Source organism: Ectothiorhodospira lacustris (assembly GCF_022227845.1).
Taxonomy (GTDB): domain Bacteria; phylum Pseudomonadota; class Gammaproteobacteria; order Ectothiorhodospirales; family Ectothiorhodospiraceae; genus Ectothiorhodospira; species Ectothiorhodospira lacustris.
The window spans coordinates 18,020-42,841 of the sequence record NZ_JAJNQN010000005.1; the positions used below are offsets into that span (position 1 = coordinate 18,020).

At 58.6% G+C, this 24,822-nt stretch carries 21 protein-coding genes; 16 read left to right on the forward strand and 5 right to left on the reverse strand.

All coding sequences use genetic code 11. From position 1 onward, the window contains the following. Positions 1 to 5 precede the first annotated feature (5 nt). The 3 genes from LQ956_RS05300 to LQ956_RS05310 form a co-directional block, all read right to left on the reverse strand. Positions 6 to 1,379 carry an OmpP1/FadL family transporter gene (locus LQ956_RS05300; protein WP_238630219.1) on the reverse strand — a complete coding sequence of 458 codons (1,374 nt, stop codon included), beginning with the start codon at positions 1,377 to 1,379 and terminating at the stop codon, positions 6 to 8. A gap of 522 nt (positions 1,380 to 1,901) precedes the next feature. Further along, positions 1,902 to 3,722, reverse strand: a complete 1,821-nt coding sequence (locus LQ956_RS05305; protein WP_238630218.1) for an AMP-dependent synthetase/ligase — start codon at positions 3,720 to 3,722, stop codon at positions 1,902 to 1,904. A 196-nt stretch (positions 3,723 to 3,918) separates the two neighbouring features. Beyond that, a complete protein-coding gene (locus tag LQ956_RS05310; protein ID WP_238630217.1) occupies positions 3,919 to 4,440 on the reverse strand; it encodes a protein disulfide oxidoreductase in 522 nt (173 codons plus the stop codon). 224 nt (positions 4,441 to 4,664) lie between these two features. Between LQ956_RS05310 and nadA the strand changes: the two genes are divergently transcribed. The 9 genes from nadA (at position 4,665) to LQ956_RS05355 (ending at position 17,255) form a co-directional block, all read left to right on the forward strand. Beyond that, positions 4,665 to 5,744: a quinolinate synthase NadA gene (gene nadA / locus LQ956_RS05315; RefSeq protein WP_238630216.1), complete on the forward strand. Its 1,080-nt coding sequence runs from the start codon at positions 4,665 to 4,667 to the stop codon at positions 5,742 to 5,744. 28 nt (positions 5,745 to 5,772) lie between these two features. Beyond that, a complete protein-coding gene (locus LQ956_RS05320; RefSeq protein WP_238622852.1) occupies positions 5,773 to 6,963 on the forward strand; it encodes a hypothetical protein in 1,191 nt (396 codons plus the stop codon). Between the two features lie 130 nt (positions 6,964 to 7,093). After that, positions 7,094 to 8,167 carry an HlyD family secretion protein gene (locus LQ956_RS05325; RefSeq protein WP_238622853.1) on the forward strand — a complete coding sequence of 358 codons (1,074 nt, stop codon included), beginning with the start codon at positions 7,094 to 7,096 and terminating at the stop codon, positions 8,165 to 8,167. Continuing rightward, entirely contained in the window at positions 8,164 to 10,920 is a 2,757-nt protein-coding gene (gene rbbA, locus LQ956_RS05330) for a ribosome-associated ATPase/putative transporter RbbA (protein ID WP_238630215.1), read from the forward strand. The genes LQ956_RS05325 and rbbA overlap by 4 nt, the downstream gene beginning before the upstream one ends. A 2-nt stretch (positions 10,921 to 10,922) precedes the next feature. Continuing rightward, a complete protein-coding gene (locus LQ956_RS05335; RefSeq protein WP_238630214.1) occupies positions 10,923 to 12,047 on the forward strand; it encodes an ABC transporter permease in 1,125 nt (374 codons plus the stop codon). Between the two features lie 39 nt (positions 12,048 to 12,086). Beyond that, positions 12,087 to 12,731: a TetR/AcrR family transcriptional regulator gene (locus LQ956_RS05340; protein ID WP_238630213.1), complete on the forward strand. Its 645-nt coding sequence runs from the start codon at positions 12,087 to 12,089 to the stop codon at positions 12,729 to 12,731. 329 nt (positions 12,732 to 13,060) lie between these two features. After that, on the forward strand, positions 13,061 to 13,999 hold the full coding sequence (locus LQ956_RS05345; protein ID WP_238630212.1) for a DUF4747 family protein: 939 nt from the start codon (positions 13,061 to 13,063) through the stop codon (positions 13,997 to 13,999). 518 nt (positions 14,000 to 14,517) lie between these two features. Next, positions 14,518 to 15,594, forward strand: a complete 1,077-nt coding sequence (locus LQ956_RS05350) for a DUF4236 domain-containing protein (RefSeq protein ID WP_238630211.1) — start codon at positions 14,518 to 14,520, stop codon at positions 15,592 to 15,594. Between the two features lie 995 nt (positions 15,595 to 16,589). Continuing rightward, positions 16,590 to 17,255, forward strand: coding sequence for a hypothetical protein (locus tag LQ956_RS05355; protein ID WP_238630210.1), 666 nt, complete (start codon positions 16,590 to 16,592; stop codon positions 17,253 to 17,255). 99 nt (positions 17,256 to 17,354) lie between these two features. On the opposite strand, the gene LQ956_RS05360 is transcribed toward LQ956_RS05355, so the two are convergent. Both LQ956_RS05360 and LQ956_RS05365 read right to left on the reverse strand, forming a co-directional pair. Beyond that, positions 17,355 to 17,486, reverse strand: coding sequence for a maturase (locus LQ956_RS05360; RefSeq protein ID WP_238630209.1), 132 nt, complete (start codon positions 17,484 to 17,486; stop codon positions 17,355 to 17,357). Positions 17,487 to 17,600: 114 nt separating this feature from the next. Next, positions 17,601 to 18,941, reverse strand: coding sequence for a hypothetical protein (locus LQ956_RS05365; protein WP_238630208.1), 1,341 nt, complete (start codon positions 18,939 to 18,941; stop codon positions 17,601 to 17,603). A 446-nt stretch (positions 18,942 to 19,387) separates the two neighbouring features. Between LQ956_RS05365 and LQ956_RS05370 the strand changes: the two genes are divergently transcribed. The 7 genes from LQ956_RS05370 (at position 19,388) to LQ956_RS05400 (ending at position 24,694) form a co-directional block, all read left to right on the forward strand. Beyond that, positions 19,388 to 20,584: an IS4 family transposase gene (locus LQ956_RS05370; protein ID WP_238630367.1), complete on the forward strand. Its 1,197-nt coding sequence runs from the start codon at positions 19,388 to 19,390 to the stop codon at positions 20,582 to 20,584. Between the two features lie 587 nt (positions 20,585 to 21,171). Beyond that, positions 21,172 to 21,636: a GNAT family N-acetyltransferase gene (locus LQ956_RS05375; RefSeq protein WP_238630206.1), complete on the forward strand. Its 465-nt coding sequence runs from the start codon at positions 21,172 to 21,174 to the stop codon at positions 21,634 to 21,636. A 111-nt stretch (positions 21,637 to 21,747) separates the two neighbouring features. Further along, positions 21,748 to 22,110, forward strand: coding sequence for a hypothetical protein (locus LQ956_RS05380; protein ID WP_238630205.1), 363 nt, complete (start codon positions 21,748 to 21,750; stop codon positions 22,108 to 22,110). A gap of 218 nt (positions 22,111 to 22,328) precedes the next feature. After that, a complete protein-coding gene (locus tag LQ956_RS05385; protein ID WP_238630204.1) occupies positions 22,329 to 22,607 on the forward strand; it encodes a type II toxin-antitoxin system RelE/ParE family toxin in 279 nt (92 codons plus the stop codon). Continuing rightward, a complete protein-coding gene (locus LQ956_RS05390) occupies positions 22,607 to 22,900 on the forward strand; it encodes a HigA family addiction module antitoxin (RefSeq protein ID WP_238630203.1) in 294 nt (97 codons plus the stop codon). The genes LQ956_RS05385 and LQ956_RS05390 overlap by 1 nt, the downstream gene beginning before the upstream one ends. Positions 22,901 to 23,170: 270 nt before the next feature. Then, positions 23,171 to 23,917, forward strand: coding sequence for an SAM-dependent methyltransferase (locus LQ956_RS05395; RefSeq protein ID WP_200177326.1), 747 nt, complete (start codon positions 23,171 to 23,173; stop codon positions 23,915 to 23,917). 162 nt (positions 23,918 to 24,079) lie between these two features. Next, on the forward strand, positions 24,080 to 24,694 hold the full coding sequence (locus tag LQ956_RS05400) for a hypothetical protein (protein ID WP_238630202.1): 615 nt from the start codon (positions 24,080 to 24,082) through the stop codon (positions 24,692 to 24,694). Positions 24,695 to 24,822 lie beyond the last annotated feature (128 nt).

The window sequence follows — 24,822 nt, forward strand, 5'->3', positions numbered from 1 at the left end:
AGACCTCAGAAGTTGTAGCGCATGGCAGCAGCCAGGATGTGGACGTGGCCGCGGGTGGTGCCGTTGATGTTGACTTCACTGGCGACGGGCGTGTTTTCGAAGAAGGGCCGCGTCAAAACCAGAGACTCTTTGCTGATATCGATATAGGTATAGGCCAGATCAAAGCCCCAGTGGGATCCTTGCTGGTAACTGGCACCGAAGGAGAACCAGGTCCGATCACCATCCGGGGTCCGGGTGGTGCGGAAATCGTCCTGGGTCGGGGTACGGTCATACTGCATGCCCCCACGCAGGGTCCAGCGATCATCCAGGCGGTATTCGGCACCGATGGACAGCGCCCAGGTATCCTTATAGTTCTGCAGAGTTTCGCTATCATTGCGGTCAGTATCGAACTTCACCCGGATCTCGTCGAAGTTGGACCACTTGAACCAGCTGTACTGACCCAGCAACGTCCAGCGGTCATTCAGCCGGTGCATCACACCCAGGGTCACGATGTCGGGAAGACGCAGGGCCGCCTCCCCACCTTCACTGGTCACAGAACCCGGATCGGGAAGAAGGGGGTTCGGGCTGGAAAAATTCGGGGCGGTAATGCGCGCCTTGCCATCGAGGGTGTGCTTGATGCCCTGGCGGTAGTGAATGCCCAGGCGCGTGTCCTGCGTGGGTTGGAACATCACCCCCAGATTGAAACCATAATCCCAGCTGTCGGCCTCAAGACTGACTTCGCCATCGGTATCCACCGAGGGACCACCAGGGCGGGTCGGATCCGGCACGGCATTCTTCAAGGTGGCATCCGCATACTGGATGTCCAAGCCAAAACCCACGGAAAACCGCTCATTGACCTGGTAGGCAATGGAAGGCTGGAAGTTGATGACCTTCAGCTCCGTCTCCGTGGAATCGTAGCGGGCGAAAAAGTCCTTGTCGTAGGTATTGGCCAGACCGAATGGCGCGGTGATGCCGAAGCCATACCAGAGCTGATCATTAAAGGGTCTGGCATAAAAGAAATTGGGCACCGGCGTCGGATCATAGGGATTTCCGCCGTTGCCGCCCCCATAGGGCAACGGATTATCCAACGTCCCCGGCGTGGCGGCCGTGGAATTGCTGTTCCGGGCATCCGCCTTCGGCACCAGCAGATGCGCCGCAACCTGGACCTCCGGCCCCGACAGATACGTCATGCCCGCCGGATTGAAGAAGATGGTACTGGCATCGGAGGCGATGGCGGCATCCCCGGCAAAGGCCCGCCCCAAGCCACTGACACTCTGCTCCTGAATATAGAACCCGGCCGCCTTGACCGGCTCGGACCACATGGCGCCACCCGCCAACGCCAGTGAAACGGCCGCCCCCAGTGAAAGGCCGTTACGAATACGAACTGCCTGCATCGTCATCCCCTGCATCCCCTATTTTTAATGTCGTCTTTGTAGTGTCGTCGATATTATTAAACCGGCAATTAAACAAGCATGACCATTTTCAACTTTAAACGATTGAAATCAATGGCTTGAGATTTTAAGTCAAAGACTTTTGATTGCCGGGTTAATACGTTCTGAAAAGCCCCCTACCACCACTCCCGTCCCTTGCTACCACACCTGCTTTCGCCATCACTCCTGCCCTTTGTCGTCACCCATGCCCCTTGCCGTCACTCCCGCCCCCTTGACGTCACTCCCGCGAAAGCGGGAGCCCAGAACTGTCAATCCATGACTGGATTCCCGCTTTCGCGGGAATGACAAACTCAGTACATCACTTTGGTGAAAAACTCAGTGCATCACTTTGGTGAAAAACTCAGTGCATCACTTTGGTGAAAAACTCAATACATCGCTTTGAGGAAGTCCTCTCCCCCCCTTACCGTCAATCGCTTCAATCGCACCGCCGAATCATTCCAATCGCAGCCGCAGATCGCTCCAGCACAGGTCTCAGCGATTGCTGTGCGCCTCGTACATCTGCTCGATCTCCCGCTGGAACTGGGCCATGATCAGGTTGCGCTTCATCTTCATGGTGGGCGTGAGCAACCCGCCATCCACTTCCCATGGCTCCAGAGAGGCGGTCAGACGCCGCACCTGGGCATAGCCGTGGAACTCCTTGAGCTGAACGCCCACCCGCTCCAGCAAGGCCTTTTCCACCTTGCGGCTGCGCAGGGCCTCGGCATCCCGAGGGTCCACCTCCAGCGTCTTGGCCAGTTTCTCCCATTCTTCGGGGTTGAGCACCACCAGGGCACTCAGATAGGCCTTACCCTCCCCCAGCACCAGGGCCTGTTCGAACACCGGGTCCAGGGTGATGGCCATTTCCATGTCGGCGGGCGGCACCTTTTCCCCATTGCCCAGCACCAGAATTTCCTTGATGCGGCCGATGATGAAGATATGGCCCTGCTCGTCGAACCGGGCCTTGTCGCCGCTGTGCAGCCAGCCATCGGCATCAATGGTCTCCCGGGTGGCCTCCTCGTTATTCCAATACCCCTGCATCACCGAAGGACCACGCACCAGCAGCTCGTCATCGGCGCCGATCTTCACCTCCACTCCGGGCAAGGGCGCGCCCACACTGGCGGGGAGATTGTCATCGGGGCGGTTCACGCTCACCACGGGGCTGGACTCGGTCATGCCGAAGCCATGGAAGACCGGCAGCCCCAGGCCGATGAAGAAACGAGCAATGGGCGGCGGCAGCGGCGCACCACCACAGACCGCATAGCGCAGGCGGCCGCCCAGGCGAGAAGTGACCTTGTCGGCCACGATCTTCTTCAGGATCGGCCAGAGCAGCAGACCGGGATGCCAGCCGGCACGCCCCTGCTGATGTTCGAACCGCCGCCAGCCGATATTCACCGTGGTCAGGAACAGTTTGCGGGCCAAGGGCGACTTTTCCTCCAACCCGGCGTTGATGCGCCCGTAGATGCGTTCATAGATACGCGGCACCGAGATCATCACCGTGGGACGCAAGGTGAGCAGATCCTCCCCCAGCCCCTGAATAGAGCGGGCGTAGGCCACCTGGGCGCCCACCATCATGGGCATGTAGCAACCGGCAGTACGCTCCAGGGTGTGGGAGAGCGGCAGAAAGGAGAGGAACAGGTCATCCGCGCCCATGGGCGCGCACTGCTGGGAGGCGTAGGCGTTGGAGAGGATATTGTGATGAGAAAGCATCACACCCTTGGAACGTCCGGTGGTGCCGGAGGTATAGACAATAGTAGCCAGGCCGTGAGGGTCCGCCTCGTGGGTGATCAGTTCCCCTTCCAGTCCCTGGGTCCAGTCATCCAGGGAAACCAGGCGCTCTTCTTCGGGGAAATCCCCCTTGGGAACAGCCTCCACCGAGACGATGCGCTGTACCGTCTCCAGACGATTCCGCACCTCCTGCAGCCGCCGCCACTGGGCCTTGCCCCCCAGGAGCAGCATCCGGGCACCGGCGTCCTGAAGGATATAGGCGATATTATCGGGCCGGTCGTCGGTATAGAGCGGGATGGTAATCAACCCCAGCCCCATGGAAGCCTGATCGAAGACGACCCATTCCCGGCAGTTGCGCAGCATGACCGCAACCCGGTCGCCGGGCTTGAACCCCTCCTTGAGCAGTGCCGCCTGCCAACGGGCCACCTCTTTGGCCACTTCGTCCCAGGTTCGGGTTTGCCAGCTGGCAGAAACCGTGTCGTACTGACGATAGGCCACCGCTCCTGGTGTTCTCTTGACTCGCTCCCTGAACAGTCCCGCCAGGCTGCCCGCGGTCTCCGGCGAAACGACGTCTTTGGGCTCGTGCATGTCTACTCCTCTTGCAGGGGTCTGACGCCCCATCTCATTCAGCGCTCACAGGCGCATCGCCGGGCCGGCCCCGGAGGAGCAGTGTCCCGGATCTTTTGGGGGTGAATATAACGTGATTAAAGCCCCGCAGCCCAGCTACCGGATTAAAATTCCATGACAGGGCGCACAGCTGTTACGGATTTACCGTTCCATCACCTCAGAGCAACCGGGCCATCCACAGCCGTGCACGCAAGCCCCAGCCGGTGGTGAACCCTCGCTCCCGGAACCGGATATTGCCGTCGGCATCCAGCACAAAGCTGGCCGGTACGGCCCCCACGCCGAAACGGGCCGCCAGGGCACCGTCTTCGTCGGCGATCACCGCCTGAGCATAACCATGCTCCGCCATATAAGCTGCCAGCGCTTGGGCATCCCCGGACTGCATGGCCACGGTCAGTACCGGCCATGCCTGGCTGATCGTCTCAATACTGCCCTGCTCCAGACGACAGATCCCGCACCAGGTAGCCCAGAAATGCACCAGTACCGGCGCCCCCTGGTAATCGGCCAGGCTCACCGGGGTTCCGTCCAGTAGCCGGGCCTGAAAGTCGGGTGCCTCGCCACTGATCATGTCCCGCTGCAGCCAGGCCTTCAAGGCCAGGAAGATCAGCAGCACAACCAGCAGTTCGACGGCCGGCCGCCACCAGCGGCGCCCCTTGGCGGGAGACAACTGCGGCTTACTCATATGGGCAACCTATTGTTTTTGATTAACAACATTAAGAGACACCGCCACGGATTCAGCAGACAACGCCACTGAACGGGCATAATATCTTCCGGTCCAAACACAATGACCGTAAACAAACACACCCGATTTCCGCACCCGAGGGGCGCTTCGGGCCTCCAGTCGGGCCAGGATCGATTAAGATCAATTAAGGTAGCACCCTGCATGCCCAAGGGGATTCAAGATTCATGACCGCAGTCACCGCACAACCCCTCCACCGCTTCCAGGTCCCTGAAACCGCCTGGGTGGAGAGTCACATGCCCCGCTTCACCGGCGCCGAGCGCGACGCAGTGATCGAGCGGATCAAAACCCTACTCAAGGAACGGGATGCCGTGCTGGTCGCCCATTACTATGTCCATGAAGACCTGCAGCGGATCGCCGAAGAGACCGGCGGCTGCGTCTCCGACTCCCTGGACATGGCCCGCTTCGGCCAGGAACACCCGGCCTCCACCCTGGTGGTGGCGGGGGTACGCTTCATGGGCGAGACCGCCAAGATCCTCAGCCCCGAAAAGACCGTGCTCATGCCCACCCTGGAAGCGGAATGCTCCCTGGACCTGGGCTGCCCGGCGGATGAGTTCGAGGTCTTCTGCGACGCCCACCCCGACCGCACCGTGGTGGTCTACTCCAACACCTCCGCCCGGGTAAAGGCCCGCGCCGACTACGTGGTCACCTCCAGCATCGCCGTGAAGCTGGTGGAACACCTCAAGGTTCAGGGCAAGAAGATCCTGTGGGCACCGGACCGCCACCTGGGGCACTACATCCGTGAAACCACCGGTGCCGACATGGTGCTGTGGGACACCGCCTGCGTGGTCCACGACGAATTCCGTACCCGCGGCCTGGATGACCTCAAAAAGGCCCACCCGGAAGCCGCCGTGCTGGTCCATCCGGAATCCCCCGCCGGCGTCATCGCCCAGGCAGATGCGGTGGGCTCCACCTCCCAACTGATCAAGGCGGCCCGGGAACTGCCCCACCCCACCCTGATCGTCGCCACCGACAGCGGCATCTTCTACAAGATGCGCCAGGCGGCCCCGCACAAAACCTTCATCGAAGCCCCTACCGGCGGCCATAGTGCCACCTGTCGCAGCTGCGCCCATTGCCCCTGGATGGCCATGAACGGCCTGCACAACCTGCTCCAAGTGCTGGAAGAAGGGGGCAACGAAGTGCAAGTGGACGAGTCCGTGCGCGAGGGCGCCCTGCGCTCCACCCAACGCATGCTGGACTTTGCCAAGCAACTGCAGACACCCGTCCTGGGACGCGGGGACGCCTAGGCGCCCTCTCCCACCAGCGGCCCGCGCCATGACACCTCCGGCAGCGCATCAACCGGCCATCCCCATGGGAGTGTTCAGGAAACTGGTGGCCACGCTGACGCCGGAGGAACTCGCCCGCCTGCCCCCGGACAAGCTGCCCGAAAACATCCCCCTGGATCTGGTGGAAGACGCCCCGCTCTACTCCAGGCGCACCTTGGAAAGCCTCATTCTGGCGGCCAACGCCTATCATCTGGGACGTCGGCTGGACCTCCAGGACCGCTATGGCGACGAAGTGATGGCCGCACTGGACAAGTCCAAGGTGACGGGCAACACCGCCAACGTGAAGATATTCCACTACAAACTGGAAGACCTGGAACGCCTCCATAGCCAATGGCGGGCGGACGAGGAACCAATCATTCTGGAGCGACTGGGCAACGGTATCCGCACGCTGAACGCCCTGCTGCTGGACGTAAGGGCGGAAAACAGCGATACCAGCATGGCCGCCCAGCTGCTGCGGACCCGGACCGTCGACGCTGAACACACCGAAACGATCCAGCAGGCGATCACCGAACTCCGCACCCATAGCGAACGCATCGAAGGCCTGCTCGGTCGTTACTTTCGCCTGCGGCTGGACATCGTTCGGCATGAAATGCACGGCAAGCTCCAGCAGATCAGCCGCCTGGATCAGCAAGCCGAGGTACTCAGGGAACAGATCGAACACCTGCGCACGGAACTGGAACAGACCCAGACCCTGTGGCGCCGTACGCTCAAGAAAAACCAGACCAATCATCAGGCGGACCACCTGCAGTCCCGCATCAGCGCCCTGGTGGCGGAGCAACGCGCCCGCGAGGTGAGCATTTCGGAAAACCAGCTGACCCTGTGGCTGGACGCCCTGGTGGACGCCGCGCTGCACCCGAAAACCCGCCAGGCCATGTCCGGCCATCAGTCCGACGCCCGCGTGGCCCTTTACGCCCTGCTCAACCGCTACTGTCAGCAGCAGGAGGCCTCCGCCATGCAGATCGCCCGCAACCCGTTCCTGCAGGTCGACCCGGCCCAGGCGATCCGCTTCATGCTCCTGTCGGAGCAGTTCATCCTCGATTACTTCAGCAAGAAACGAAACGAGACCACCGCCTGGATCAGCGACGTGGCCCAGGTACGCAGCGAAGACCTGGACGGACTGGAGCGGATGATCCTCGGCGAACTCAAGAAATCCAGCCGGTTCCGGCGCCGGGGCGGCTGAAGCACTCGGTCCGGCCCAGTTAAAAACCGACCAGTCGGTTTTTAACGTGATACAGATCAAGACCCGGGGGCAACGCAGCGTGCCACACTGACCACAGCATCCCCCCTGCAACGCCACACAGGTCTGCATCATGCACCCCCCACTCAAGACACTGAGCATTGTCGCCACCCTGCTGGTGGTTGCCGCCGGCACGTTCTACGCCTGGATGCAGTTTCAGGACGGCGCTGTCCACCCGGGTCTTGCCTCGGGTAACGGCCGCATCGAGGCCACCGAGGTCGACGTGGCCACCAAGCTGCCGGGTCGGGTGGCGGAGATCTTCGTGGACGAAGGGGATTTCGTCACCACCGGACAGGTACTGGCGCAGATGGACACCCGCTCCCTGGAGGCCCAACTGGCCGAGGCCCGCGCCCAGCACCAGCAGGCCCTCACCACGGTGCTCAGCGCCAGGGCCCAGGTGGCCCTGCGCCGCAGCGACCTGGCCGCCGCCCAGGCCCTGGTGGTGCAGCGGGAAAGCGAGTTGGACGCCGCCCAGCGCCGGCTGGTCCGTTCGGAGAGCCTGTCCCAGCGGGGCGCCATCTCCGAACAGATCCTGGATGACGACCGCGCACGCACCCAGAGCACCCGCGCGGCGGTGGATGCGGCCAAGGCCCAGGCGGAAGCCGTACGTGCCGCCATCGCCGCTGCCGAGGCCCAGGTCACCGGCGCCGAGTCCGGCGTGACCGCCGCCGCCGCCACCATCACTCGCATCGAGGCAGACATTCTGGACAGCCGGCTCACCGCCCCCCGGGACGCCCGGGTACAGTTCCGGGTGGCCCAGCCGGGCGAGGTGCTGGGAGCCGGTGGCCGCGTGCTCAACCTGGTGGACCTGAGCGACGTATACATGACCTTCTTCCTGCCCACCGAGCAGGCCGGCCGGGTGGCCCTGGGCAGCGAGGCCCGCATCATTCTGGACGCTGCCCCCCAATATGTGATTCCCGCCCGCATCTCCTTCGTGGCCAGCACCGCCCAGTTCACCCCCAAAACCGTGGAAACCGCCTCCGAACGCCAGAAACTCATGTTCCGGGTCAGGGCCCAGATCGACCGGGAACTGCTGCAACAGCACCTCACCCAGGTGAAGACCGGCCTGCCCGGCGTGGTCTGGGTGAAACTGGACCCGCAAACCCCCTGGCCTGACGCCCTCGCTGCCCGGGTACCCCGCGGATGAACGCCGCCCCCGTGGTCGCCCGACTGCAAGGGGTGGGACTGCGCTACGGCCCGGTCATCGCCCTGCGGGATATCGACCTGGATATCCCCGCCGGCCGCATGGTGGGCCTGATCGGGCCGGACGGGGTGGGCAAGTCCAGCCTGCTGGCCCTGCTGGCCGGCGCCCGGGCCATGCAGACAGGACAGATCACGGTCCTGGACGGCGACATGGCAGACCGCCGTCACCGTGAGGCGGTCTGCCCCCGCATCGCCTACATGCCCCAGGGACTGGGGCGCAACCTCTACCCCACCCTGTCGGTGGAAGAAAACCTGCAGTTCTTCGCCCGCCTGTTCGGCCACGACGCCCCCGAACGCCGCCGCCGCATCGACGACCTCACCGGCAGCACCGGCCTGCAGCCCTTCCTGAGCCGTCCGGTGGGCAAGCTCTCCGGCGGCATGAAACAGAAACTGGGCCTGTGCTGCGCCCTGATCCACGATCCCGACCTGTTGATCCTGGACGAGCCCACCACCGGCGTCGATCCCCTGGCCCGCGCCCAGTTCTGGGACCTGATCACCCGCATCCGCGGGGATCGCCCGCAGATGAGCGTGCTGGTGGCCACCGCCTACATGGACGAAGCCCAGCGTTTCGACTGGCTGGTGGCCATGGACGAGGGCCGGGTTCTGGCCACGGACACCCCGGCGGCCCTGCTGGCCAATACCGGCAGCCGGCACCTGGAAGAGGCCTTCATCAAGCTGTTGCCGGAGGAAAAGACACGGGGCCACGAACCGGTACGCATCCCGCCCCTGGAGGATGGCGAGGCCCGCGACGTGGCCATCGAGGCCCGGGACCTGACCATGCGCTTTGGTGATTTCGTCGCGGTGAACCGAGTGAGCCTGCGCATCCGCCGGGGGGAGATCTTCGGCTTTCTGGGCTCCAACGGCTGCGGCAAGACCACCACCATGAAAATGCTCACCGGCCTGCTCCCCCCCAGCGAGGGTCAGGCCTGGCTGTTCGGACACGAGGTAGACCCGCGGGACATCGACACCCGCCGCCGGGTGGGCTACATGTCCCAGGCCTTCTCCCTGTATGGGGAACTGACGGTGCAGCAGAACCTGGTGCTGCACGCCCGTCTGTTCCAGGTGCCCGAAACGGAGATACCGGCCCGGGTGGACGAGATGGTCCGGCGCTTTGACCTGGAAGACGTGCGCAACAGCCTGCCCGATAGACTGCCCCTGGGGATGCGCCAGCGGCTTTCCCTGGCGGTGGCCATGGTCCATCGCCCCGAACTGCTGATCCTGGACGAACCCACCTCCGGGGTGGACCCCGTCGCCCGGGACAACTTCTGGCGCCTGCTCATCGACCTGTCCCGGCGGGACAGGGTGACCATCTTCATCTCCACCCACTTCATGAACGAGGCCGAACGCTGCGACCGCATGTCCATGATGCACGCCGGCCAGGTGCTGGACAGCGATGTCCCCGCCAGACTGGTGGAAAAACGCGGTGCCGACACCCTGGAGCAGGCCTTCATCGACTACCTGATCGAGGCCGGCGCGGGCACCGATCAGGCCGTGGCGGACGACGGCCACAAACCCCAGGCCACGCCCCAGACGCCCCCCGCCCCCACCCGCGGTCACAGCCGCAGCCCCCAGTTCAGCCCGCAACGGCTACTCAGCTACCTGTGGCGGGAGACCCTGGAACTGCGCCGCGATCCGGTCCGCGCCTCCCTGGCCCTGCTGGGTTCGCTGATCCTCATGGTGATCATGGGGTTCGGCATCAGCCTGGACGTGGAAGACCTGCAGTACGCCGTCCTCGACCATGATCAGAGCACCCTCAGCCAGCACTACACCCTGAGCCTGGCGGGTTCCCGCTACTTCAACGAACGGCCCCCGATCCGGGACTACGCCGACCTGGACCGGCGCATGGTCAACGGCGAACTGACCCTTGCCATCGAGATTCCGCCCGGCTTCGGGCGTGACCTGCTGCGGGGTCATCCGGTGGAGATCGGCATGTGGATCGACGGCGCCATGCCGCGACGGGCGGAGACCGTCCGCGGCTATGTCCAGGGCATCCACCGGCAATGGTTGCTGGAACAGCAGGCCCTGCGCCTGGGCACCGCCGCGGCCACCCCCGTCGCCGGGATCGAAACCCGCTTCCGCTACAACCCGGACGTGCGCAGCCTGCCCGCCATGGTGCCGGCGGTCATCCCCCTGCTGCTGCTCATGCTGCCGGCCATGCTCACCGCCCTGTCGGTGGTGCGGGAAAAGGAAATGGGCTCCATCACCAACCTCTACGTCACCCCGGTCACCCGCGTCGAATTCCTGCTGGGCAAGCAGATCCCCTATGTGGCCCTGGCCATGATCAACTTCCTGCTCATGGCCCTGCTGGCAGTGACCCTGTTCGGCGTGCCCGTCACCGGCAGTTTCCCCACCCTGCTGCTGGCGGTGCTCATCTTCAGCATCATCTCCACCGGCATGGGCCTGCTGGCCTCCACCGTCACCCGCAGCCAGGTGGCCGCCATGTTCCTGGCCATGATCGGCACCCTGATCCCCGCCATCCAGTTTGCCGGCATGATCCACCCGGTGAGTTCCCTGGAAGGCGCCGGCCGCCTCGTCGGTGAAATCTACCCGGCCACCCACATGCTCCTCATCACCCGGGGCATCTTCAGCAAGGGCCTGGGCCTGAGCGACCTGTACACCATCTTCTGGCCCATGCTGCTGGCGGTGCCGGTGATCATGGGACTGTCCATCCTGCTGCTGAAAAAGCAGGAGCGCTGACCATGCGCCGCCTCATGAACATTCATCGCCTGGGCGTCAAGGAACTGTGGAGCCTCTTGCGGGACCCGATCATGCTGGTCCTGATCCTCTACACCGTCACCATCTCGGTGTACACCGCCGCCACCGCCCTCCCCTCCGGCATCAACATGGCCGCCATCGCCATCGTCGACGAGGACCAGTCCCCCCTGTCCGCCCGCATCGCCTCGGCCTTCTATCCGCCCATGTTCGAGCGACCGGCGCTGATTACCTGGGCCGAGATGGACCCGGGCCTGGACGCCGGACGCTACACCTTCGTGCTCAACATCCCGCCCAACTTCCAGCGGGACGTGCTGGCCGGACGCTCGCCGGACATCCAGCTCAACGTGGACGCCACCCGCATGAGCCAGGCGTTCATCGGCAACACCTACATCCAGCAGATCGTCATGGCGGAGGTGCAGGAATTCGTGCAGCGCTACCGTGACGCCACGGGGCCACCGGTGGATCTGGCACTGCGCGCCCGCTTCAACCCCGGCCTTGACGAGGTCTGGTTCGGCGCCCTGATGCAGATCATCAACAACGTCACCCTGCTCTCCATCATCCTCACCGGCGCCGCCCTGATCCGGGAGCGGGAGCACGGCACGGTGGAACACCTGCTGGTGATGCCGGTCACCCCCGGTGAAATCATGCTGGCCAAGATCTGGTCCATGGGCCTGGTGGTCCTGCTGGCCGCCACGGCGTCCCTGTTCCTGGTGGTGCGGGGCCTGCTGGGCGTGCCCATCCAGGGCTCGGTGTCCCTGTTCCTGCTGGGCGCAGCCCTGCACCTGTTCGCCACCACCTCCATGGGCATCTTCATGGCTACCCTGGCCCGCAACATGCCCCAGTTCGGGATGCTGATGGTACTGGTGCTGCTGCCCCTGCAGATGCTCTCCGGCGGCATCACGCCACGGGAAAGCATGCCCGAGCTGGTGCAGCAAGTGATGCTGGTGGCCCCCACCACCCACTTCGTGGAACTGGGCCAGGCCATCCTCTACCGGGGCGCCGGCCTGGACGTGATCTGGCCCCAGTGCCTGTTCCTGCTCCTGATCGGTACGGTACTCTTCAGCGTTTCCCTGGCCCGCTTCCGCAAGACCCTGGGACGCATGGGCTGAAGAACGCGCGCCACCCATACCGGCAACCGGAAAGTCATCATGTCCAGCACCGTCGCCCCCCGGCCTCCCGCCAGACGCCGCCGCCTCGCCGCCGAAGAACGCATGCGGCAGATCATCGAGGCAGCCCTGATCGAGTTTTCGGAGAAAGGCTTCACCGCCACCCGGATGGATGACATCGCCGCCCGGGCCGGCCTGTCCAAGGGCGGCCTCTACGCCCACTTCAAGAGCAAGGACCAGATTTTCGAGAGCCTACTGTTCAAGGTGCTCAGCCCCAGTTTCAACAACCGCAAATGGATGCTGGACGATGGCGACACCCTGGCAGAGGTGGTGGACGCCTTCATTACACACACCTACGACCGGGTTACCGACCCGGATTTCATCGCCGCCCTGCGCCTGCTCATCACCGAGAGCCACCGCGCCCCCCACCTGGTGGACTACTGGCGCCGCGAGGTGCTGGACATCTATCTGAAGGAACAGAAGACCATGCTGGAGCACTGCCGCGCCCGGGGCCTCGTACGCCACAGCCCCCTCACCCAACAGGCGGAACTACTCATGGCCCCGGCCCTGTATGCCGCCATCACACGGATGATCTTTGGAGAAGAAGCCACCCAGGCCAGCCTGAAAGACCTCAGACGCGCCCATGCACAACTGCTGATGGAATTGCTGGAGCCGGTGGAGGCGTGAAAATCGTCACAAAATGAACTAGCCTTGGTAGCAGTGTGGATTTTCGGCAAGGAGCCGGAGACATGGAGATCAACAGGGCCGGTGCAATACCGGCCAACTGTGTGCTGACGCATCTTCCCGCCACCCGCCCCGGGTGGCGATGGAACCGTGCCGGTGAAGCGGGTGGGCTTCGGCGGCGGTTTTTTTCTTTGGGTTTCCTTTCATTGAGTCATGAGTTTACCGGCGGGACTGGCTGGGGCCAGGGGGTGTCCGGTGCCCGGATGGGGGAGGCAGATGGCGGGGATTGATTCTGTTAGGTTCGGACGCATTTTAATAAATGGAGAATGGTTTTGTCACGAAGGTTTAATTTTGACCTCTACAGGTTGAATGTCGTTGATTTCGAGGATCTTTTTCTAGAAGACGCGGATCAGTCGAGAATAAGGTCTGACACTGAAATAAAGCGGGTGCTCGAGGCGTCTTGCGATTCAAAACGTGACCAAACCCAAGAGACACGGACGGCGGAGTTTCTTTGGAGCGTCAGAGAGTTCCATTGTTATCCGTTAATTCATGGGCGTGCGTTTTGTTCACTAATTTTGGCCCGAAGCACAATAAGCAAGGATGGCCTCATAGTAACTGAAGAAGGCCTATCGGCAGGAAAATCGGCCGCGACCCCTCCGTTGGCTTCTGCGGCGACGGTTTTCTTCGATCTATCCAGACATTTGGTGGCGGTTGAACATACAGGTGAGTTGAGTCAGACGGCGTGGAAGGATTTTTTTGAGCAGATTATATCTGAAACTGCTTTATCTCTGGGGTTTACTTCCTCTTTTGAGCTAGAGCCTGTATCCGAAAAGCATGGAATAATCGGGCTCTTCAGGTCTTTTGATAAGCTCACACGCATGAAGGTTACTTTGCGCATACCAAATCCCGAACTAACACGTTACACCAAATCTTTGTATGACGATTTAGTAAAAAGTGGGGTTCGTGAATATACGCAAGATATGAAGAGTCCGAATGGGCTATCTAAATCTGAAGACGCACGACCGTATGCATCTGCTTACCTTGCAGAGCAAGGTTATAAAAAAGGAGATGTTCAATTTACTGGTATTCGAAATGACGCAGAAGAAACTGTGTGGTCGGGTTCGGTCTCGGCCAGGGGATCAATAAAGCAAGTGCGGGATTTCGTGCGAGGAATGCATACTACTGCCAAGACAAAAGAAGCTCAGGCAGCACTATCTGCGATCATAAATGAAATTGACAAGCTCCACCCGAAAGGCGAGATGGATGAGTAAAAACTTACTCGTTTTCTGGGCCTATCTCGTTGAGATTATCGCATCAACGGTTATAGTTATTTTGACATTCTCTGTCTTCGAATTCTCAGAAATTATCAGATTTATTAACTCTTCCTCCAAGGACGTTGCAAGCAATTTCGCGGTAGTTTTGTTGGCGGCCTCATTGGGGCTTTTTTGGACTTTTTATTCTAAATCTGACTCTCCTTTTGTGCAGTGGCTGCATGAAAAAGAGGCATTTGAAATTTATGCGCGCTCATTCTTATTTTCTATCGGAGTTTACGTCCTCCTGGTTGTGTCATTAATATTAGTGATGAATATCACAAGTAGCTTAGTGTCAATTTTATCACTATGGCTATCTGTTTTGGGATTGATTAATGTTTACAGCCTAATAAAAAACACATACGACCTGATGAAACTAAATGCATTATTTAATCGCAAGAAAGAGAAACACTAACCATGCAATGCACGCGACAAGCGCGTGATTGCGGCGTTAGATGCAAAAGAAGGGAGTTCCATAGATGGGATTTTATATTCGCAAAGCAATTAGTGTCGGACCCTTCAGGTTCAATTTATCGAAATCCGGCGTTGGCGTATCAGCTGGAGTCAAAGGGTTACGTTTTGGAACTGGGCCTCGGGGTAACTACGTCCATATGGGAAGGGGAGTTTTGTATTACAGAAAAACCTTACCCTCTGGTTCCACTGGAGGAAATCAAGCTCCAAATAGCCCTGAATTGCAGCAAAGTAACACCGAGATTGGGCATGAACCATTAAGAGAAATAGAGAGCGCGCATATCACACAGATGGTTGACTCATCATCGGCTGATCTCGTCGCTGAAATGAATGCCAATAGAAAGAAGGTAAGAATCTGGCCGTTTGTAGCAGTGCTTGGTGCTATTTTAACCTTCATCGCCTTTAAGAATTCAGAAACACCAACTCTTGCTCTTGTTATAGCAGCCGTTTCAGTCGCGCTCACTGTTTTTGCATCGGTCAAAGACAATTTAAGAAAAACCACGGTTTTATTCTTTGATCTTGAGCCAGAAATAGAATCGCTTTATCAGAAACTTCATCATTCTTTCGAGCAGCTTTCATCATCGTCTAGCAAATGGCATATAGAGGCGGAGGGGGCTATCAAAGACAGAAAGCGTAATGCTGGCGCAACGAACGTAATCAAACGAACCTCAATATCACTGGGCATAGGGAATCCTCCGTATGTAAAAACCAATGTATCAATTCCATCCATACCAGTTGGCAGGCAAACCTTATATTTTTTCCCTGATAAGGTGCTTATTTTTGAGCCAAATGGTGTTGGCGCTGTGAGTTATCCAAATCTTCGAATATCGGTGGAAAGCACACGGTTTATCGAGGATGGAAGTGTCCCAAAAGATGCAAAGGTTGTTGATAGAACTTGGAAATATGTTAATAAGCGAGGCGGCCCAGATAAACGCTTCAAAGATAATCTTGAATTGCCAATAACCTTATACGAAGACCTGAACTTCACAAGTGATACAGGGTTAAATGAACGAATTGAAATATCAAGGGTTGGTCATGGGGACGGCTTCTCAAGTGCTATCGCCATGTTGGCAAAAAGCATCTAATCGGATAGCCGGGGGTTTTTCTCCGCCGGCCTTCACAACACCCCGCATGCGGGTCCGCACGGGGCGTTTCCTCCGGAGTTCAAAGGACCATGCAACCATGGTGACCTTCAACGCTGGTTACCCAACGAATCGCCAAGGCCGTTTCACCCGGTCGGGCGCATTACGGCCGTTGAGACACGCGGGTCTCTCTCGTTGCCGGAGGTTCGGGCCTTCACCGTGTCTCACCCATTACGGTGAGCATTTGGCTACTATGCCGTCTGCTGACTTCTGCCTCATCACGCCAAGCGTTGCCGATTGGCGCGCTGTCCGGGTCACGGTAGGGTCCGGTGGTGATTCCAGTCCTTTCGGGCTGGCCCTCAGTCCGGCTCCCATGGCGACCACAGCCCCGGTAGGGTTCGATGGTTATTCCGGCCCTTTCGAGCCGGCCCTCAGTTCGACTCCCATAGGGACACGGACCGCAAGTGAGACAGATCTCCCCGAATAAGAACATGAACTTTCAGTGCACAACCGCCGCATTTACCCTATCCCCTGCACCTGATGGGCTTTGTCACCTTGTGCTGACTCGCCCGGGGACTAAGCCTTCTATGCGATTTACTCGCCCCATCCCTGGGGCTCGCCCTTCGGGCCAGCCTGCGGCTGTTCAAAATCGCTCCCGGCGATTTTGTCTGTCCGTCGGCTCGCACCTTTGCGCTCGGGCTTCCTTCAGACATTCCCTCACGGGTTTGCCCTGGCCGTCGGCTAGTAGTTACAGTCGTTCACAGTGTGGACATCACAGGTACTCCTACAGGGGACTTTCACCCCATCAGTTCATGCCCGTGTCGGGCGTACACAAGCAAAGTCACAGCGACAGCTTTTCCGTTGCGGCTATCGATTCCACTTCAAAGCTGCGCGTGCTTTGGTGTTAGCCTATGAAAAAGACCGCAATCTTTTTGGATACGAACGTACTACTTTCTATATTTGGCCGTTACCGGAATGGGTGCAAAGAGTCGTTCATAATGGACTCCCAAGACTTTAAACGGATTACCTTTGAGAAATGTACTTACGAATCATATTTAGCATTCAGAGGGATTGGAGGGAAAAAACCAGATGAAGGGAGGCAGGATTGGGCAAATAGATTTCTAAAGAAAGAATCAGACCCCATTCCGTTAGGAGATGCAGCAGGGAAGCTTCATCAAGGTTCCATCTTTCATGCCCACTATTGGGTTGGTCAGGCTGACGAAACTCAATATGTGCTGCCAGAGAATTATGACCAGTACATGGAAAGAGTGAAAAGATATGTGCGTAAAGAAGATTGGGATGCGGCTTCGCTAGACTGGGAGAAATATCAACTGATATTTCAAAATCACAGAAAGTACCAGTTATTATTTTCAGAGTTCAGGGGCTTCCTTGAAACCATTCAATGCGCGGTTACTTCGTATGAAGAGCTGTACAGGCAATCTGAATATTTGCGCAGGCTTGAAATTATGGAAGGCATAAGCCAGCGCTCAACGATTCCAAATGAAGATTTTGAAATCGTTGTGGCAGCTCTTCTTTCAGAGTGCAATGCATTCGTAACGATGGATCACCGCTTATTAAAAGCGGCAGCGAGTATTGAAGCAAATATCAAGACTTGTGTTTTTATACATTTAGACGAGGTTAAAGAGTATGCAAAATCAAAATAGGCTAATCGGGTAAGGGTAGGTGTTTAGCCCGCCCTCCCCACACCACCTAGCATGCGGGTCCGCACTAGGCGGTTCATAAGAAGGGAGCACACGACGATTTCAGGCGCAACCATGCGCTTTCATCCATTGATCGCGGATGCTGATCAAGCCCTGGCATTGCAGCCAGTCATTGGTCATCCCGGTCTGGGTGCCGAGGGATCGGGACAGGTGCCAGTAGCTTTTGGAACTCATGCCTGTCCAGATGGCGTGGCGAGAAATCCAGCCGGTTCCGGCGCCGGGGTAGTTAACGGCCGAAGTGCGCAATTCAGTGATGACCAGCCATCCTTCGTGGGGATTCCCCGCGGTCTATGGCAGCACTTGGGGCGTTAGCAGGAAGGTCAGCACAAACAAGGCCAACGCACCACCGGCACGGATCGCAAGACCCGAACCATTCCAGCCCACCTGGAGAAACCCAGGTATCACGGCGCCGACCACGGATACCGCCAAGCTGAGTAGAATCCGTAGCATGACTACAAAGTTCTGGTCGGCAAAAGGCTCGTTGCGAATCACGAGATATCCCACCAGGCCGACGATGAACAGGGCTGTGATCGCGCCCAACATGCGCTCCCAAGGCTTAGCATGCCACCTTTCCTGCATGATTTTTTCCGCCTCTTCCTGTTTTTTGAGATCACCTAACAGTCCTTCGGAGGCCGTGAGCAAGCTTGTCAGCTCTCCAGTCCAGGCCGTGCTATGGGACTCATACGCCACGTCGAGGATGTTCCGCTGTCTGGTGCCATAGCGCTTCTCCTTTCCGAGCAGCTTCGACAGCGTCTCCAGATACGTGATCAGATGATTTGCCGCATCGGAAAGTGGCGCGGGTCTGAGATTCGTTTGGGTAGCCTGGACAACGCGTTGAAGACATTGCACTTCGCTATGGACACGTATCAAATGCATGCGTAGCTGACGTGCCTGATCCCTCCGAGCCCCCCTGCCAATCTGCAAGACCCAGCAACCGATTGGCGTGGAACATTTCGGCAAGGTCTTGCGAAAAAAACGCAAATTGCTACCGGGGTCGGGAATGGCATCCACACCGACACTGTATTCCGGCAGCACAAGCACCTCCGAGGCATCGAGTTCGATGACGACCAAGGGTTCCCCGGCCGCACACCACCAACGTTCGGTAGGATAGGGTTGGCCGCTGCGATCCTGTCGAGTGGTGGCGATCCGAAAATGGTCAGCCAAGGCATCAGCGGCTGCAGCCAGTGCAACATTGCGTCTGCCGTCACGTCCTGTCGATACCCTGACCGGTAGGACCGCCAAGGCTTTAACAAGCTCTATTGCCGGCAGATGCGTGCAGCCAGCTGCGTCACCAGTGGCAACGCGAAAACCGATTTCGAAGCGGGATGTTGCCTTTCCGGTACGAAAATAGCGCCGAAACAGATGGTAAAACCGCACCTGACAGCCATTCCACGACAGATAGCTCCAGGCAGCGTCCCGCGGCAGCAGGCAAGCACCGCGGGCGCGACAGAACATATCCTCCCCCTGAGCAACCTGGCTGCCGCCCTGCAGACGCACATGCACCATGCCGGTATCACGGATGAAGTGCTTTCCCGGTTGCGCGGGAACCGTCGGTTTGGGCAGGCGATAGGTTTTGGATGTCGTAAAGGATCGCAAGTCCGTGATGGGGAAGGCGAAAAGGATCAGCATCGAATCCCTCCGAGACTATCAATCACGGACGCGGAATAAAGCGGCCGGAAGGTCGAACCTTACCGGCCGCACGCGGCTCTGCGCTTTCACGCACTGCCATGAGGTCGTTCGCCGAAGCAAATCGACACTCGGGCCAAGCAGACCGAGTATAGATCGAAATAAAGAGCTTGGCAGGCGGATGATCCTGAGAGAAAAAACCACCCCAGGCCGGCCTGAACCACCACATTGGACACGCCCATCCCGATTTTGCTGATTGAGTTGCTGGAGCCGGTGGAGGCATAAATACCCCCTGGTGGCTGCAGCTCTGAGCCTGGGCTATCCCCACGTTTTTGCGGGCGGAATTCCTTGTGAAACAGGGGGATAAGGGGAGATGGGGGTGGACATGCACCGGCAAGATCGTGATTCTTTAAGGTGACGAAGCCAAAAAAGAGCCACGAAACACACCGATGCGCGCCACGGACCTGATTCACGCAAACTTGGGGGTTGCTTGTCAATCCATTCACCGCACCCGCTTCAACGCGCTGCTGATCGCCACGGCGGCGGCTCTGGACGGGCAGACCACCTCGGTCACCGGTCTTGGCCGGGCATCGCAGCGAAAGATCACCGAAAAGGCGAACATCAAGCAGATGGATCGGCTTGTCGGTAACCCCAGGATGCATCGGGAGGCAACGACGGTTTATCAGGCCATGACCCACTGGCTGGTGGGGCAGGAAGGGCGCCCGGTGATTCTGGTGGATTGGTCGCCGGTGGCGGTGAATGAGAGCATTCACGTGCTGCGCGCATCGCTGCCCGTGGGCGGCCAGGGAAGAACCCTGTACCAGGAGTGTCACCCTCAGGCCAAGTACGCTAACCGAGAGATCCAGGAGGACTTTTTGAAGCGCCTCTCGGAGGTTTTGCCCACCGGAGTCTGCCCGGTGATCGTCACGGACGCCGGTTTCAAGAAACCCTGGTTCCGCGCCGTGGAAGCCTTGGGCTGGGACTGGGTGGGCCGAGCGCGAGGCTTGGTCCAGATGACGCGGCCGGGCGAGGATACTTGGCTCAATACCCGCCAGCTGGGGAGCTTGCTGGATGAGAATCAGCCGACCTTCATGGGTGCCTTTGCCATGACCCGCAACGATTCGCTGGTGTGCCAGGTGTATGGCCTGCGCAAGACTCTCCAGGGGCGTATTCATGCGACCCGGTCTGGCCAGCGGTCCCAGAGCAGTAAAAGTCGTGCGCATGCCGCTGGCAAACGGGAACCCTGGGTGATTGCCACCTCCCTGCCTGGAGGGTCGAAGATCACCGAACGGGTGACAGAGCTCTATTCGTTGAGGATGCAGATTGAGGAGGATTTCAGATCCAGCAAGAACGAGCATTATGGACTTGGCGTGAATCGTTCCCGTTCCCGCTCTGCGCAACGATTTGACGTGCTGCTGCTGATTGCTGCCCTGGCCAGCTTCGCGGCCTGGTTGGTGGGTCTGGCAGCAGGGCATGAGGGGCGCCATCGACATTACCAACCGAACACTGCCAAGCGACGGGTGCTATCCCATTTTTTCCTGGGCTTGAGGGTATTGCGGCGAGAATCCGCCAACATCCTCGACGACACCTTACACCGCATCAGATCGGCCATACGATCCGTGTTTGCCGCCGGGATCCCTGCATGATTTCGTGGGGATACTCCAGCGTCTGCTGGCTTCTGCCTCATCACGCCAAGCGTTGCCGATTGGCGCGCTGCCCGGGTCACGGTAGGGTCCGGTGGTGATTCCAGCTCTTTCGGGCTGGCCCTCAGTTCGACTCCCATAGGGACACGGACCGCAAGTGAGACAGATCTCCCCGAATAAAAACATGAACTTTCAGTGCACAACCGCCGCATTTACCCTATCCCCTGCACCTGATGGGCTTCGTCACCTTGTGCTGACTTGCCCGGGGACTGAGCCTTATATGCGATTTACTCGCCCCATCCCTGGGGCTCGCCCTTCGGGCCAGGCTGCGGCTGTCCAAAATCGCTCCCGGCGATTTTGTCTGTCCGTCGGCTCACACCTTTGCGCTCGGGCTTCCTTCAGACATTCCCTCACGGGTTTGCCCTTGCCGTCGGCTAGTAGTTACAGTCGTCCGCAGTGTGGACATCACAGGTACTCCACGGGGGACTTTCACCCCATCAGTTCATGCCCATGTCGGGCGTACACAAATCAAGGCAGCAGGACGCCAGCGGAGCTGGCGCCTCTGCTTGAAGCGTTAAGAGACAAAGACTGTGGAAATCGTTCCTCTGGCTGACAAGAAAGAGTTCATTACGGAGTTGGCGAAGCTCCACCATTCAGAGTGGAGGCATTTGAACCCCTCGCTTACACTGGAAGGTCGAACCGAAGCAATTTCCAAAGCTGCAAGACGAGAGGGTATTCCTTCAATCTTTGTTGCTGTTTCAGGGAGTCAGCTTATTGGTTCGGCTGCTCTAGTACAGAACGACATGGACACTAAACCGGATTTATCCCCTTGGCTGGCTGCCGTTTATGTCAAAGAGTCTTTCCGGCATCACGGAATAGCAACTGGATTGATCGCTCGGTGCGAAGCTGAGGCAGTTCGCTCCAGTGCTGATACTTGGTACCTCTATACTGAATTCGCCTCGAAAATTTATGAGAAGCTTGGGTGGCGCCATCTAGAAAGATGCAAATATAAAGGAGTCGCGGTCGATGTTATGTGCAAGCAGATTACCTCTTAACCGGCGCAGGCACAGCGACGGCCTTTTCGTTGCGGCTGCGCCTCCACTACAAGGCCGCGCGTGCTACGGGCGTTAGGCACCGCCCAATATTGCAAACTATGGGAGTTGTAAATGAATGTAGAAATTCTAAGAATTCGGGAGAGAACCCTTGATGGAATGCGCAGTTATATGGAGGCGGTTCTTGAGGATAAAGGCGATCCTGGCTACACCGAGGCGGATATAGAAAAGTGTGGTGAGATACTTGATTCATACATTCAAAGAGTCTCATCCAGTGACCATGGAGACGAACAAGCCGTAATGTCAGTAGTCAAGGACACGGTCTTAGCACTAAACATATTAAATTTGGAGTCTGGCGAATCTCTCATCGAAACAGATCAACGCGAAGACTTGGCTGAATTGATTATCAAAGCAGCTGCTGATGTAGGGGTTGGCAATGGTAAAGATGATCTAACTGAGGAATGGCGCGAGTGGTAACACATCAGCCTAATCGGATAGCCGGGGGTTTTTCTCCCCCGGCCTCCACAACACCCCGCATGCGGGTCCGCACGGGGCGTTTCCTCCGGAGTTCAAAGGACCATGCAACCATGGTGACCTTCAACGCCATAGGTACGTTGGTCCACACTGTGGACATCTCAGATGCTCCAGCAGGAAGCCTTATTGTTGCGTGATGCGCAACGTGCTAGCATTGCCTCATGATCAAATCATTCCGTCACAAAGGACTGAAGCGGTTCTACGCGACTGGCAGTACGTCTGGCATACAGCCGGATCATGCCAAGAAGCTGCGTATGCAGCTGGCTGCTCTGGATACTGCTACTTCGGTGGAAGACATGGACATCCCTGGTTTTCGGCTTCATTCATTGAAGGGAAAGGACAAAGGCCGGTGGTCGATTCGGGTTGACGGAAATTGGCGCATAACGTTCGAATTTCAGGACGGCAACGCCTACATTCTTGATTATGAGGATTATCACTAATGACTATGCATAATCCGCCGCATCCTGGTGAGTTCATTCGCCAGGTGTATCTGGAGCCTTTCGGTATTAGCTCTCGTCAGCTTGCTTCAAGTCTGGGTGTTTCCCCCTCCACGTTGTCCAGGCTGCTCAAAGGAGACAGTGGTATCAGTCCCGAAATGTCTCTGCGGTTATCCAAGGTTCTTGGGCGTACTCCTGAAAGTTGGCTCGCGATGCAGGATATGTACGATCTTTGGGTGGCCCGCAAAACGGTCAACCTGGATGACATTCACCCTCTGAACTTTGAAGCAGCCTAATCGTATAACCGGGGTTTTTTCTCCCCAGACTTCCACAATACCCGCACGCGGGTCTCTCTCGTTGCCGGAGGTTCGGGCCTTCACCGTGTCTCAGCCATTACGGAGCATTGGTCATTCCGGCTCTTTCAGTAAGACCTCAGTTCGACTACCATTCAGTTCGATTCTCGCAGAGACACCAATCCAGGTTGCAGCACCCCTTCGGTACCCCCGCTCCCACTGGCGTTGAACCATGCCGGCATCCATTCATGTTCGTTAAAGAGGCTTTCCACATTGGATATCCCACGTATCTTTAACATTACCGAAAGTGCTCACCGCATTCATAATCCTTTCACGCCAGAAAAGTTCGCCACCCTCGGCGCCGTGTTGCGCCTTGAACCCGGAACTCGTCTGCTCGATCTCGGCAGCGGTTCGGGCGAAATGCTCTGCACCTGGGCACGGGATTTCGGGATTACCGGCATCGGTGTCGATATGAGTCAGTTGTTCAGCCAGCAAGCGAAACTCCGCGCTGAAGAACTCGGTGTCACCGATAAAGTGGAATTCATTCATGGCGATGCTGCCGGCTATGTCGCCGACATCAAGTGCGATGTGGCTGCATGTGTCGGTGCCACATGGATTGGTGGCGGAGTTGCCGGCACCATTGAGCTTTTGGAAAAGAGTCTCAACAGCAACGGGATCATCCTCATCGGTGAACCCTACTGGCGTCAGTTACCGCCGTCGGAAGAGGTTGCCAAGAAGTGCTTTGCCAATTCCATCTCGGACTTTCATGGGCTTCCGGAGCTGGTTGCGTCTTTTGACGAGCTCGGCTACGACGTTGTGGAAATGGTTCTGGCGGATCAGGAAGGTTGGGACCGATACGAGGCGGCCAAATGGCTCACCATGCGCCGGTGGCTTGAAGCGAATCCCGATGACGACTTTGCACAAGAGATTCGATCCCAGCTGAATGACGCCCCCAGGCGCCACGTCGCATACACGCGTGAGTACCTTGGATGGGGGGTATTCGCTCTGATGGCGCGGTGATGAGGGTCCGGCAATCCGGATAGTTTGAGGAACCTCGGGAGCACATGGCGATCATGGCCATGTGCTTTCGGCAGCTGGAGAGTGGGCTGCCGATATCCCGAAAGCATGTTTGTCGGTAATCTTTTTTCCGAGCCTCATCCCACGCCTCCGATCCGGTGCCTCATGCTCTTCACCTGCCCTGCCTGCAAGCGGAAGACCATCTTTTTCCCCACCGTGCTATTGCATGTCTGGGGCAGGTGGCCCCACTCCGCGGCCAACCGGTTCGAGTGTACCCATTGCCACGCGGAACTGGCCTGCCACTACTCGCCGGTACCCTTCCTTTTGCTCGGCGCCATCCTGCAGATCCTGATTCTGCAAAGCGGCGCAATCAGGGATCTCTGGATGGGGGCGCTGATCGCGGCCGGGCTGGCGTTGTTCTTCTTCCCCATCCGGGATGCGTTGAACATGTCGCTTCTTTTCCATCGTTTTCCGGTGCGCCGGTTCAAAAATCCCTTCGATCAGGGCTTTTACTACATTGAGAGCAGGTTGCTGTCGCAGTGGGTGTTCGTGCTGGTGGCCGGGCTCACGCTGAAGTCGCTGGTTCAGGCCAACCCCGGGGCCCAGGCCCATGCGGGGTCGATGGTGTTTCTGCTGTTGGCGGGGGTGGTGGGTCTGGCTGCCGCCATTGCCTATGGCTTTGCCATCTATCGTATCGGTCGGCATGGCACGCTGCCGCGGGTCGGTGTGAATGTGGCGCTGATGATCGGGGGGGTGGTGATGGTTTATTTCTGGCGTTAGGGTGGCGGCCCCTTTCACATCGTGGCCACTGGATGGATTCCCGCTTTCGCGGGAATGACGCGTGTGCCTGTGATGCTTCAGCGCATGCCTGTGATTCTCCAGGCTGAATGACCCGGGAGAAGCCGGCT